The organism is Sphingobacterium sp. UBA2610 (assembly GCF_002339225.1).
GTDB classification, from domain to species: domain Bacteria; phylum Bacteroidota; class Bacteroidia; order Sphingobacteriales; family Sphingobacteriaceae; genus Sphingobacterium; species Sphingobacterium multivorum.
The window spans coordinates 1-14,039 of sequence record NZ_DDKA01000022.1; the positions used below are offsets into that span (position 1 = coordinate 1).

At 38.5% G+C, this 14,039-nt stretch carries 11 protein-coding genes; 10 read left to right on the forward strand and 1 reads right to left on the reverse strand.

All coding sequences use genetic code 11. The features are described 5' to 3' along the window. The first annotated feature begins 178 nt into the window (after nt 1-178). The 10 genes from B4Z47_RS15315 to B4Z47_RS15360 all read left to right on the forward strand — a co-directional run bounded on the left by B4Z47_RS15315 (nt 179) and on the right by B4Z47_RS15360 (nt 13,758). Nucleotides 179-1,117, forward strand: coding sequence for a hypothetical protein (locus B4Z47_RS15315; RefSeq protein WP_286727514.1), 939 nt, complete (start codon nt 179-181; stop codon nt 1,115-1,117). Continuing rightward, nucleotides 1,114-1,638 carry a hypothetical protein gene (locus tag B4Z47_RS15320; RefSeq protein ID WP_115046006.1) on the forward strand — a complete coding sequence of 175 codons (525 nt, stop codon included), beginning with the start codon at nt 1,114-1,116 and terminating at the stop codon, nt 1,636-1,638. The genes B4Z47_RS15315 and B4Z47_RS15320 overlap by 4 nt, the downstream gene beginning before the upstream one ends. 50 nt (nt 1,639-1,688) lie before the next feature. Beyond that, nucleotides 1,689-2,276: a M15 family metallopeptidase gene (locus B4Z47_RS15325; RefSeq protein ID WP_286727515.1), complete on the forward strand. Its 588-nt coding sequence runs from the start codon at nt 1,689-1,691 to the stop codon at nt 2,274-2,276. 1,652 nt (nt 2,277-3,928) lie between these two features. Beyond that, nucleotides 3,929-5,395, forward strand: coding sequence for an IPT/TIG domain-containing protein (locus tag B4Z47_RS15330; protein WP_286727516.1), 1,467 nt, complete (start codon nt 3,929-3,931; stop codon nt 5,393-5,395). A gap of 13 nt (nt 5,396-5,408) precedes the next feature. After that, nucleotides 5,409-8,498 (forward strand): SusC/RagA family TonB-linked outer membrane protein, encoded by a 3,090-nt coding sequence (locus tag B4Z47_RS15335; protein ID WP_286727517.1) that lies wholly within the window; start codon nt 5,409-5,411, stop codon nt 8,496-8,498. A gap of 11 nt (nt 8,499-8,509) precedes the next feature. Beyond that, nucleotides 8,510-10,567, forward strand: coding sequence for a RagB/SusD family nutrient uptake outer membrane protein (locus tag B4Z47_RS15340; protein WP_070562409.1), 2,058 nt, complete (start codon nt 8,510-8,512; stop codon nt 10,565-10,567). Nucleotides 10,568-10,582: 15 nt separating this feature from the next. Continuing rightward, entirely contained in the window at nt 10,583-11,566 is a 984-nt protein-coding gene (locus tag B4Z47_RS15345; RefSeq protein ID WP_286727518.1) for a DUF4973 domain-containing protein, read from the forward strand. Between the two features lie 58 nt (nt 11,567-11,624). Then, nucleotides 11,625-12,371 (forward strand): aspartate/glutamate racemase family protein, encoded by a 747-nt coding sequence (locus B4Z47_RS15350; RefSeq protein ID WP_286727519.1) that lies wholly within the window; start codon nt 11,625-11,627, stop codon nt 12,369-12,371. Between the two features lie 99 nt (nt 12,372-12,470). Then, entirely contained in the window at nt 12,471-12,965 is a 495-nt protein-coding gene (locus B4Z47_RS15355) for a hypothetical protein (RefSeq protein ID WP_286727520.1), read from the forward strand. A 148-nt stretch (nt 12,966-13,113) separates the two neighbouring features. Then, nucleotides 13,114-13,758: an MgtC/SapB family protein gene (locus B4Z47_RS15360; protein ID WP_070562397.1), complete on the forward strand. Its 645-nt coding sequence runs from the start codon at nt 13,114-13,116 to the stop codon at nt 13,756-13,758. Between the two features lie 25 nt (nt 13,759-13,783). Here B4Z47_RS15360 and xseB read toward each other — a convergent pair whose 3' ends face one another. Beyond that, entirely contained in the window at nt 13,784-14,005 is a 222-nt protein-coding gene (xseB, locus tag B4Z47_RS15365; RefSeq protein WP_070562394.1) for an exodeoxyribonuclease VII small subunit, read from the reverse strand. Between the last annotated feature and the right edge of the window lie 34 nt (nt 14,006-14,039).

Sequence of the window (14,039 nt, forward strand, 5' to 3'; positions counted from 1 at the left end):
AACGTTTAGGACGCAAGTGATTTCACCAGTATAAAAATTACAAACAACAAAATTGGTTTTCATAAGATTATTTTAGAGATTATCAATGAAACATTGGGGATAAAATACATGTCTGCAAACCTCAAATATCATAAAAAAGCTGTCGACATATTTAATAAACTACTATCGAAAAATCTAAATGAAACATTTTATTATCCTTTTGCTCCTAATCCCTAATTTTGTTCTATCACAGAAATTGATAGATACGGATATAAACCAAAAGCTACAGCATTTTCTAGCTAAAGAAAAAGAAATGGGGAACGCAATTTTTCTGCCAACTGCAAAAATCATAACAGTTGCCAGTTGGAATCAACCAATTATATTCCAAAGGGAGCAAAATACTATTCCTAATCTATTAGTTTTTTATACAACGTTTAAAAAAGACTCTGCCCTCGCAGAAATACAATATGACTGGGATACCAGCAATTTTCAAACAGGTACCCAGAGCAATAAACCAAAAGAATTTATTTATGCAATGTGCTTGAAATATGAAGATATAGTAAAAGAAATTACTGAAAAGCATGGAATTGGTAAAAAAGAGGGCTATTATACACCTGATGATATAAAAAAAGAATTTGTTAATATAGTACAATCAGATTCATGGAAAGTAAATGATTCGATTTCGATTAAGTCATCTCTAAAACTGATAGATTTACCTCTAAATGTTGCAGGGAAAAAGCCATTTTATAAGATTAGTGTATATTTAAGTAAGAAGAGATCTTGGTTGCTTAAGCAAAATGAATTATTAGAGCTAGACACAAACTTCAAAGAGTTCTATAAAAAAGTAAAAAGTAATGAATTAAAAAATGCTTCCTACTACATTACCCAAAGATTAAATGGGAAAATTAATCAAAGTGATTGGCAAAACCTTTCTAAACAGTTTAATCAAAGTGAAGATATGGTGTTTATAAATCAGATTGAGAAATTAGCAACATTCTCTGAAGATTATGTTTTTCTGAATTACAAATATCAAGGTGGCAGAAAAGGTATAGAAAATTTTATTCTAGAGGTAGGATTTGACAAAAACAAAAAGATTAATAGCATAAGGTCAATAAAAAATAAAAATTTTCAATTATGAAAAAAAAGGATCTATTTGATATTTCAATAAAAATCATAGGAATATTTCTAGTTTTATTTAGTATCAATTCAAGCAAAGAATTATTATTATATAACGCTGTATCAAATAGCAGTGCCAATATGAATGAACAAAATTCGGTTCTTCTTATTCTTTTGTCAAATCTGATTCTGCAACTATTGATCGCCTTTCTCTTCCTACTAAAATCTGAAGTATTTGTACATTTTTTTATTAACGATGATCCTACAAATAATAAAGCATTAGCTTGCAATAAATTTGAAGCATATAGATGTGGATTAATCTTAATTGGTATCACTTTGGTTATTTTATCATTACCTAGCTTTATAGTGAATCTGTTTAAATACATATATTTAGTTCAGAATGACGTTCGAAATAGAGAATTTGAATTTATTAATTTTGTCACTCAAGGTATCAAATTACTATTATCCATGACAATTATTTTTTGCGCAACCAAAATTAGCGCATACTTTTCTAGTTCAAAAGTTTACAAAGACAATTATTAACTGAAAAAGAACCTTTTAATGGATGTTTGAAGTTATTTAACTTTAGTATTATGCAAACGCTAAAATTGAAGTATAGGAGAAGAAGCAAAATGGTATTAAATGGGGTAGATCCAAGTTTTGCGTTTAAAGTCACTCTTCTATTAAGAAGCTGTGAAAGTAAAGGTGTCGACTTTCTATTAACAGAAGGTTTAAGAGATCCTTATAAACAGGCAAATCTTTGGAAAAATGGTCGTTCAGATATTGACATAGCAGAAAAAATTGAATTTTTAAGGATTCAAAACGCTTCTTTCATAGCGAACTGCCTATTGAAAATTGATGATTTAACAAGTATTAATGATACTTCTACTAATGCATTACCTGGAGAATCTTGGCATCAGTTTGGTCTTGCGGTTGACTGTGCGTGGCTTATCGGGGATAAGTTATGTTGGGATAACAAATTTTTATTTAATGGTATAAACGGTTATGAAATTCTAGCTAATGAAGCTGAACGACTAAATATCTGTTCGGGTCATAGTTGGACAACCCTAAAAGATAGTTGCCATTTACAAGCGAACTTCGCTACCCCATCACAAATGTTCTCTTGGCAAGAGATCAATAATACAATGGAAAAGAGATTTGGTCATTTATTGAAAATCTAATTGTGGTCTAAAAAACTGGAAATTTCACCGAAAATAGGTCATCCCCCGTATGTAATCCAAATTTATTATGATGTAAAATAAATATTATAAATTGGTTATACCTCTTCAAGTTACACCTATGTTCCATTTCTTAAGATGCAAAAAAATGGTTCGATTGTTAGGAGGGCACTGAAAAAGTCCCCTTGAAAAATTAGCATTTTCAAGAAGGTCGAAAATCACGGATTAAACCCTTTGAGAAATCGGTTATTTGTAGCATTATTGATAAAAGCTTTCAAATAAACAAAGGAAAAGGGCTTACGAACATAAAAATTCATAAGCCCTTTTTTTGTTGATAGTTTTTCAGTGCCCCCATTGTTGTTAATGCCCCATTTTTCCTATAGCTTGGATTGGACTTTTCTAATTTTTGCTAAGCTTACCTTATCTAGAAGTGAAAAAGATTCCTTAATTCGACTTAAACCGGGAATCTGGGGAGATGCTTAAATCATAGCACAGGATAAGTCCATATTTAGAAGGATATGGGATACTTTATACAAAAATTTGAAATAGTATCTACCTTGATATTATATTAAAGCTGTAAATGAACATTGCTAACGATAAAAATTTATTGTTTAAATATATAATGTCAATTACTAAGTCAGAAAATTTTGCACTAGAATATTATTTGGTTCGCGGGTTTAAAGGAAAATTTTATGTAAAACAAATGATCTATTAGCTTGCTAGTGTTAAATGATTTTGAAAGTTCATTATAAAACTATAAATTAGTTTATGAGCACTTGCAGTTAAAACGTATGTCAAACCAGTGAGTTATTCGGTGAGCAGGGGAAATGTAGGCTTGTAATTTACTGATAAATAGATTGATGTAGGTAGATTTCGATTCCCCTACGGGCTACAAAAGATAAAAACCTGCAAATATTTTTGCAGGTTTTTTTGTTTGTATTCGAGAGAACAATATATGATACCGTTTGATTCATAAGATCCTAATCGGAAATTTTACCTCACTATCAACAATTCTTGAAGACCGAATAATTCCCAAATTAGCCAAAGAGAAGAGTTTTTCACTTAACAATACTTTTTTCGAGATAACAGCCAGAGAAAGGTGTATGCATAAATATGCGTATCGTCTTTATTTTGTGTGATACAAATAGGCAGTTTATTGAGAAAATTCTATAGTATCAGCATCTTTACAATCCCTAAATTTGAGTAATCAATTATAGAAAGAAAACCTTAGAGAACCATTTAGAAAATCAAATCAGAATCATTCGTCCATTTTCTTGTTGAAGAAAAATAATGTAGAACGTTGGAATGGGAGCGGATAAGGCCAATATCTATTGGGTGTATAAAATAGAAAATTAGTAGAAAAGTAATTTTAAAAACCAGAAGACTTTGAAGAAACTGTCATAAAGTCTTTTTTAGCTTAAAAAAGCTAATACCATTTAGCTTAATATAAAAGTAACCAATTATGTGGAAATTAAAACTAAGCGTTCGCTCGATGATGAGGCGGGCCTCAATCCGTTCGTCCTAAAAATACTCCCTAAAATAGCTTTTATGCTGACGAAATTTTAATGGATGTATCAGAAGATCAATGACTCTGGGATTCATTGGCGGTGATATGTAATGTTTATAGAATAAATTCTAACCAATAATAATATCTTATGAAAACTAAACAAGCAGCGAGCTTTAGCTGGCTATTGTATCGATTAATCTGGGCTATTGTCGGGCTAAGTTTAAGCGTTGTAAGTTGTAAAGATGATAAGCCTGTCAGTGTCAATGAGGGGATCCCTTTTGATCCTTCCCAACCTGTGGTTGTATCTGACTTTGCTCCATCATCTGGCGGGGTAGGCCAGCGTCTGGTAATCTACGGTAAAAACTTTGGTAATGATCCGAAGAATGTAGCGGTCTTTATCGGTGGAAAACAGGCTGTCGTTGTCAACGCCTTGGGGGAATCACTGTATTGCCTTGTGCCTAAACAGGCATTTAAGGGGGATATTGAGGTCCGGGTCGGTAATCAGGACAAGCAAGTTGTCGGTAAAGCTGAGAAAATATTTGATTATCAAAGAAAGATGGTTGTGTCCACATTAGCAGGCTACAGAAATGCGCGTGGTGATGAACCCTGGCGGGATGGAAAATTTAAGCATGCTGATGAAAATAAAATGGCGAGTGGATTCTGGGAGCCTTCTTTTATGAAGTTTGATCCTGCCAACCCCAAACATCTCTGGATGACCTTTGATCACAATAATGGCTTATACCTCGTCAATTTCGAGGATAGTACCATCACCAAAAAACGTTCGGATTTTGACCGCCCCCGTAGTGTTGATTTTACGCTCGATAAAAAGTATATGATTATTGCGGAGGATCGTGGCGGAGAAAATGATCGGGCGACTTATCGCTTATCGCGTGATAGAAACTGGCAGGATAGAGAAGTGCTGACGACTTATAAACAGTGTAATGGTGCCTCAATCCATCCTGTGAATGGAGAAATGTATTTCAATAGTTATGAAAAGGGACAATTTTTTCGATTCGACCTCAATAAATATTTTAGCGAAGGGCTGGGTGTTAAAGATTATGAGACATTATTTGTGGTGCATGATCCACAGTGGGAGTACAAGATTTTCATCCATCCGACGGGCAACTATGCCTATATCGTTGTCATTAATCAAGGCTATATTCTCCGGGTAAACTACAACTGGGAAAAGAAACGATTTACACAGCCCTACCTCGTGTGTGGTCAAATTAGAGCTTTTGGTTATCAAGATGGCGTCGGCTCTTCAGCGCGCTTAAATAATCCTTATCAAGGTGTATTTGTAAAAAATCAAGCCTATGTTGATGCGGGTAAGAATGATGCGTATGATTTCTATTTCACGGATCAGATGAACCATGCGATACGGATTTTAACCCCTGAAGCAAGCGTTACAACCTTTGCAGGTAGGGGAAGTTCTAGCCTCAATAGTAATCCTTACGGTTATGTAAACGGGGACCTGCGACTAGAAGCACGTTTTGATCGCCCTTCAGGTATTGCTTATAATGAAGCGGAAGGAGCGTTTTATATTGGAGATCAAGCCAATCGTCGTATTCGTAAGATTGCGCTAGAGGAGATGGACCAAGCTAGCCAAAACCAATAAACTAAAAAGAATTATGAAAAGATTATTACTGCTATGTACGCTACTGCTCACGGTAATTGGCTTAACCATGGCCCAAGAAAGCGTGGAGGTTATTGGGCTAGTCTCCGATGCTCAGAAGACACCTATGATCGGTGTGAGCGTGTCGGTAAAAGATGCTCCGGGATGGGGTGTGGTAACCGATAATAATGGACGATATAAAATTAAAGTCGATCGCTATAAAACACTTATTTTTTCCTCTGTTGGCTATCAAAAAAGGGAGGTTTTGGTAAAAGATAACTTGACTATCAACGTAACCTTGCTGGAGGCGGAAACGAGTGTATTAGATGAGGTTGTTGTAACGGGTACCGGTACACAAAAAAGGTTGACATTAACAGGGGCTGTCAGTACAGTGGATGTCGAGACCATGAAATCAAATCCTACATCCAGCATTACAAATGCGCTCGCCGGAAATGTACCCGGCGTGATGGCGATGATGCAATCTGGCCAACCCGGTAAAAACATTTCTGAATTTTGGATACGTGGGATCTCAACTTTTGGCGGTGGGACCGCTGCCTTGGTCCTCGTTGACAATATTGAACGGGATATCAATGATATTAATATCGAAGATATTGCTACCATTACAGTGCTCAAAGACGCCGCTGTAACGGCTATTTATGGATCTAAGGGGGCTAATGGTGTTATTTTAATTACAACCAAACATGGTAAAGAGGGAAAAATTAGCATTAACGTAAAAGATGAAAATATTTACAACACGCGGACCATTACGCCCGAGTTTGAGGACGGTGTAACGTATGCAAACCTACTGAATGAAGCGCGTATTACGCGAAACAATGCTCCGGTCTATCAACCCGAAGAACTCGAAATCTTGCGATTGGGCCTAGACCCCGATCTTTATCCGAATGTAAACTGGAAAGATATGTTGCTCAAAAAAGGAGCGATGACCTATCGTGCGAATTTAAATTTAAGTGGCGGCGGACCAACTGCCCGTTATTTTGTGTCAGGAAGTTACGTTGATGAGGGCGGGATGTACAAAACAGATGAAGCCCTGCGTAAAGACTATAATACAAATGCGAATTTTAGACGTTGGAACTATCGCTTAAATACCGATATCGATATAACAAAATCGACTTTGCTTAAGGTTGGTGTGGCTGGAGATCTCAGTAAAAGGAATAGCCCCGGATTAGGTGATGATTTCTTTTGGGGAGTATTATTTGGATATTCACCCATAAGAACCCCGATAATGTACTCTGATGGCCGAGTTCCGGCGATCGGTGGAGGCAATATGACAAATCCATGGGTCGTGGCAACACAAACAGGTTTCAATGAGAATTGGACCAATAAAGTGCAGACCAATATTACCCTCGAACAAAATTTTGATTTTATTACTAAAGGCCTTCGCTTCCGGGGAATTGTCGGCTACGACACTTTTAACGAAAATAATATACAGCGACGAAAATGGCCTGAGCAATGGCTTGCCGAACGTGCAAGAGATGAAAATGGTCAAATAGTTTATCGGCATATATCAGATCCGAGAGAAATGTATCAATACAGTTTCTCCAAGGGAGATCGACGTGAATTCTATGATCTGATGTTTAATTATGATCGAAATATTGGTGATCATAATATCGGAGCGGTTGCTCGATTTACACGCGATGCTCTTGTAAAAACGGTAGATCTCGGCGATGATATAAAAAATGGTATAGCAAGACGTAATCAAGGAATGGCCGGTCGAGTCACCTACAATTGGAAATCACGTTATTTTGTTGATTTTAACTTCGGTTATAATGGATCAGAGAACTTTGCCATCGGTCAGCAGTATGGATTTTTTCCGGCATTTTCAGGGGCTTGGAATGTTTCAGAAGAAACATTTGTCAAAGAAAATATGCCTTGGATGAATATGTTCAAGATCCGCTATTCTTGGGGTAAAGTGGGGAACGATCAGCTAAAAATTGGAAACGATCAAGAGCGTTTCCCTTATTTATACACAATTTCTGGAATTTCTAGTGTTTACAAGTGGGGAGACTATGGCGTTGATCGGAATTATACGGGCTTAAGATATAGCCAAGTTGCTTCGCCATATGTGACCTGGGAGATGGCTGTCAAGAAAAATTTAGGCTTTGACCTCGCCTTGTTTAAGGATAAAGTTATTGCCAACTTGGATTTCTTTGATGAAAAACGGACCGGAATTTATATGGAACGTAGGTATTTGCCAAGCTTGGTGGGCTTGGAAAGTACACCAAGGGCAAATGTGGGGGCGGTTAAATCACGTGGTTTCGATGGACGGTTGGAGTATAAGGGAAAATTGGGCGAGGTGAATCTGACAGGGCGAAGTAATATTACCTATAGTAAAAATGAAATTACGACAATCGATGAAGAAAATAATGTGTATGGTTATCAAAATCGAAAAGGCTACCGTGTAGATCAGGCGGTTGGATTGATCGCTTTAGGGCTTTTTAAAGATTACGATGATATCCGCAATAGTCCAAAACAAACATTTGGGACCTACCAACCAGGTGATATCAAATACAAAGATGTAAATGGCGACGGCGTTATCGATGATGGCGATCGGGTCGCTGTCGGAGCAACCAGAAGACCCAATCTAATCTATGGTGTGGGCGCGTCGGCAAGCTGGAAAAATTTGGATATCAGTGTGCATTTTCAGGGAGCAGGTAAATCTACTTTCTTCACCTATGGAAAGACTGTATATGCCTTTAGTGAAGGCGAGTGGGGGCAAGTGATGAAAGGAAGTATGGGCGATAATCGGTGGATTTCAGCCGATATTTCTGGAAATCCAGCGACGGAAGATCCGAATGCTTCGTACCCGCGCCTGAGTTATGGCCCTAATCCGAATAACTTCCGGGAGTCTACCTTTTGGCTGCGTAATGGTCAATATCTCCGACTTAAAACTGTAGATATTGGTTATAGCTTGCCCAAACATCTGGCCAATCGTATCCGGGCAAATAGCATTCGATTTTTTGTCATTGGTAGCAACCTCCTGACTTGGTCAACATTTAAATTATGGGATCCCGAATTAGCAAGCCCAAGGGGAGAAGATTATCCATTGCCAAAGTCGTTCACTTTTGGTGTCAATGTTAACCTTTAAAATTTAAAGAAATGAAAAATAAGAAATTATATGTTGTATTGATGCTTCTACTTGGCACAGGCGTCATTTCTTCCTGTACAAAAGATTATTTAAAGTCTGATCAATATTTCAAAGACCGCCTCACAACCGAGAAAGTCTTTAAGAGCAAGCTCTATTCGGAAGAGTGGCTTGCCAATGTATTTTTAGAATTCAAGGGTGAAAATGCAGATGTAGCAAGTAAAGGGCTTACTCCGCATTGTTTTGCAGATGATATGTACTATGGTGATCGCGATAAAGATTATGATCCATCAAAAAATGAATTGTCTTACAACATGTTTAAGATGGGCCTTTATACGGAGAATGATAAACAGGGGACATGGGCGCAATGTTACCGTGGGATTCGGAATGCAACCACCTTTATTCAGCATATTTATATGAATACTGAAATGTCTACTGCTGAAATTGCGGATTACCGCGGGCAAGCGCGTTTTGCACGGGCCTATTTATACTGGCTTTTGCTTCGTAAATATGGACCGATTCCATTGTTGCCAGATGAGGGCTTAGACTATACGGATAGCTATGATAATTTGGCGGTTCCACGTAATACGTATGAAGAGTGCGCTAACTATATTAGTGATGAAATGTTGTTGGCGGCAAAAGAAATGGAAGCTTTAGGTATGAAAAGGAGCCAAGACGGTTCTGCCCGTCCGAGTGTAGGTGCAGCTTTGGCAACGCGAGCCAAAGCCTTACTGTATGCTGCAAGTCCGCTGGCCAATGGTAATAATGCAAGTATTGGGGCAAGGTTGGTTGACAATCAAGGAAAACGTCTCCTTTCCGCAGAATATAAAGAAGAGAAGTGGGCTAAGGCTGCGGCAGCGGCGCGAGATGTTATGGAACTAGGCGTGTATCAACTGTATTGGACAGGATTACAAACAACAGGAAATGATGCCACCGTAATACCGCCTAAAGACAACAATTTCTCGGAAAAGAGCTGGCCCGATGGCTGGGCAAATATCGACCCGGCTAAATCTTATGCCCAGGTATTTGACGGTACGTTGCCAGCCTCTGGAAACCCTGAGTTAATCTTCACACGTGGTACCAATCAGGAGAACGAAGGGATTGATGCTATGGTTGCCCATCAGCTTCCACGTTCGGCAACGGGATGGAACACACACGGGCTGACGCAAAAACTTGTAGACGCTTACTATATGGATAATGGTTTGGATGTACCGGGAATGGATAAAGAAATCGGTCGTGGAAATGGTTCAAATCGCTTGAGCGGCTATGTTTCACAAGAAGATTATGACAAGGGAAAATACAAGCCCTTGCGCCCGGGAGTCTCTTTGCAGTATGCGAATCGCGAACCTCGCTTTTATGCTTCTGTTGCTTTCAATGGTAGTTTCTGGACATTGTTGAACGAAACACAAGAACGCAATCGGAACCAACAGGTGTTTTATTACCGCGATAATGACAAGGGGAATGGGTTTAACTCGTCCAATGCCTATTGGCTCCGCACAGGTTTCGGTGTTAAAAAGTTTGTTCATCAAAATGATACTTATGAAGGAGGAAGTATGGCTCGTATCGTGCCAAAAGCGGAGCCAGCAATTCGATATGCGGATATTTTACTCATGTACGCTGAAGCATTAAATGAGCTGGGCGGATCCTATAGTATTCCATCTTGGCGAGGTGGTGTTTACACCATTAGCCGAGATATCGCAGAGATGAAAAAAGGAATACAGCCTGTACGGATTCGCGGTGGCGTACCAGATTACAGTGTAAGTGTATATAGCAATAAAGTCGAGCTGAGAAAAACATTAAAACGCGAGCGTTTTATCGAGCTTATGGGCGAGGGGCAACGTTACTATGATTTACGCCGTTGGATGGATGCTCCCGTCGAAGAGGCTCTGCCTATCTATGGTTGTAATATCCTCATGAACCAAAAAGATCGGGATCTCTTTCATCAGCCAGTTGCGGTATGGGCTTTGAAAACAACTTTTGCAGATAAAATGTGGTTTTGGCCGATTAGTCATAGCGAACTAAAACGCAATAAGAACTTAACACAAAATCCAGGATGGACTTATAACGATTAATCAAATAGATATCTTATGAACAAGTTATATATACAATTCTTTCTATTGCTGATACTCTCCATTTTTGGAGCATGCAATGATGAATGGAAGGAAGAACAATATGAACATTATATTTCCTTTAAAGCTCCTTTAGATAACAACGGGGTCGCTAATATTCATGTTCGTTATAAGGATGCTGCTAAAAGCACCTTTTTACAACCTTTGATTGTGAGCGGATCGACCAATAATGAATCAAATTTTTCGGTTCAGGTTGGAGTGGATGCGGATACTTTGAATGTGCTGAATTTTGAAAGATTTCAAAACCGGAAAGATTTCTATTATCAACAATTAAGTAGCAATTATTATTCGTTCCCTGCTACAGTAAACATTAATGCCGGGGAAAATACAGGCTTACTGGCTATAGATTTCTCTTTAAAGGGCATTGATATGACTGAAAAGTGGGTATTGCCGCTTACAATTATGGACGACCCTTCAGCGAATTATAAAGGACATCCGCGTAAGTACTACAGGAAAGCGATTCTTCGCGTTAATCCCTTCAACGATTATTCGGGTAATTATTCGGGGGCTGCCCTCTTAACCAGAATGGAGGGGCAAGAGAATGAAACCCCCGTAGTGAAAAGTGAAATTAGGAGCTATGTTGTTGACGAAAACACTGTTTTTTTCTATGCAGGAAATATTGACGAAGAACGACAAGACCGACGGAATTACAAAATATATGCAACCTTTACCAAGACTGGCACAGTGACTTTCCGGTCAGATAATCCGAATATTAAATTTGTTGTAAATAAAGACGCAAGTTATACCATCTCAGAAGCAATGGACAAAGTTCGCCCCTATTTGAAATGGCGTTGGCTTACGATCAATAATATTGATTATGAATTTACGGATTATACCATGATTCCAAATGTGCCGATTCGCTATAAGGTTGCTGGATCGCTTACTTTAGAACGGAAGTTAAATACGCAGATTCCTGACGAAGACCAGGCAATAGAATGGTAATTTCTACAAACTATTTGTAAGACTATTGGTTATATCTAGATATAAAAAAATAGTTTTTATGATTGGAATAGTAGGTGGATTGGGCCCTTATGGAGGTCTAGATATTGCAAAGAAAATTATAGATGAGACGGCGGCAAGGTCCGATCAGGAACACTTGCCGCTCTTGTTATTCTCATGTCCAAATTTGATCCCTGACCGAACGGCTTATTTATTTGATAAATCCAATGTTAATCCCGGTAAGGCTATTGCTGCAATTTTAAGACAACTTGAAACGGCTGGAGCGACGATAGCCGCGATTCCATCCAATACAGCACATGCAGAGCCTATTTTTTCCGTCGTTCAAGATGAAATGGCGCGTGTGGGAAGTGGGTTGAAACTCTTGCATATCGTTCATGAAACGGTTCGGTTTGTAGTGGAAAACTATCCCGACACAACAGTAGGCATTTTATCTACCGCTGGAGAGCAGATCTGCAGTTTATATCGGGAAGCTTTTATTCGAAAAGGTTTCGTTTTTGTTGAGCCAGAAGGAACACAACAAGAGAAGGTAAATAATGCAATCTATGATGAAGACTATGGAATAAAGGCCCAGCCGGTACCGATCGCGAATAAAGCGAGAGAAGATCTATTGTTGGTTATGGACGACCTGAAAAAGAAAGGCGCACAGGTCATTATTTTGGGTTGTGCAGAGTTGCCTTTTGCTATTCCCGAACGGGATCACAATGGGATGATTCTCATAGACCCGAATAGAATTCTCGCTCGTGCACTTGTTCATTCGTTTGCTCCGGATAAATTAAAAGCGCTGTAGCAATGTCTTTTGACAAATTGGCAGATTTTGGTTTCGTATTACCGTTGGTATGGGTTTTGCCTCCTGATAGCGAGAAGCTTATGCAGTAAGGAGGACAACATGCAAAAGATAATACATCGGGAAAATGACCGTGGTCACGTCGATTTTGGCTGGTTGAAAAGTGCACATTCATTCAGTTTTGGACAGTATCTTGATCCCGAAAGAATGAGTTTTGGTGCATTGCGCGTATTGAATGATGATCAAGTAGAAGGAGGGCAGGGTTTTGACCGACATGATCACAAATCTTATCTTCAGCTGGATAAGCACAATAAGTTTGTGACCATTGTGTCACCAGATAAAGCGGATCACAATGCCGTTCAAATCCATCAGGATGCATATTTTAACTTGGCAGACATCGAGGCGGGTAAAAAGATAGAATATACTGTTCATTCTGAGCAAAATGGACTTTATCTTTTTGTTTTGGAAGGAAAGATCGCTGTAGCAAATGAAATGCTTTCAAGAAGGGATGCCATTGGTTTATACGAAACAGAAAAAATAAGCATTGAGGCTTACTATGATGCATCATTGCTGCTAATTGAAGTGCCGATGTATTAGGTCGATGAAAATGAAGCTTACTATGATATATCGTTATTGCTGATTAAAGCTCCGATGTATTGGATCGATAAAGAGTTATTCTTGAATAGGGAGGTCATTTGATAGATCTCCCTATTTTTCTTAAATTGGATGAAGAAGATATAAACTCATGGATAACCTATTTCAACCTTTCGAAACGCGAGACATTTTGCTTATTATGTTATCAGTCTTAATAGGCCTACTGATCGGGATTGAACGTGAATATCGCAATAAGTCTGCGGGTTTGAGGACGTTTATATTGGTGAGCTTTGGATCTTGTCTTTTTACGATTCTTTCGTTAAAAATTGGCTTGGCAAATCCAGATCGATTAGCCGCAAATATTATTACGGGTATCGGTTTCCTAGGTGCAGGCGTGATTTTCAAAGAAGACAATAAAGTAAGTGGTATAACGACCGCTACGACAATTTGGGCTACAGCTTCTTTAGGTATGTGTGTTGGTGCCGGATATATATTTTTAGCTTTTATTGGTGTGGGCTTGGTTCTGATGATATTAGCGCTGCTAACTTATCTACAAACCTATATTGACAATTATCACAAGATAAAAGACTATGAACTGCAGACCTTATCTGAGGCAGATTTTGAACATACGGAACAGTTAATCCGAAGTATGGGCTTTAAAGCTGTCGTCATAAGTCAACGGTATAACAAAGAAAGTTTGAATACCGTATGGCGATTGACGGGGAATGTTAACCAGCATAGAGCGCTTGTAGAAACCCTGCGGCGTGATAGGCAGGTGGTGGCCTATCAATATTAAGGAATTACGATATTGTTTGCTTTATTTATTCATCATCATCCGTTTCCTGAGTCGGGGTTATCTGCTGTAATAAACTGTTTACTTCGTCCTCCGTCGCTGTTAACTTGGCTTTGCAGACTTGAATGAGGTCGGAAGCCCTCTTGATTTTTCCCGCGAGCTCATCAATGTTTGTTGTGCCATTTTCTATTTCCCTCACGATAGTTTGTAACTCGTTAAAGGCATCTGTGTAGGTATAATTCTGTCCCATTATGCTATGCTTGATATGCTTTCTTTAAATTTTG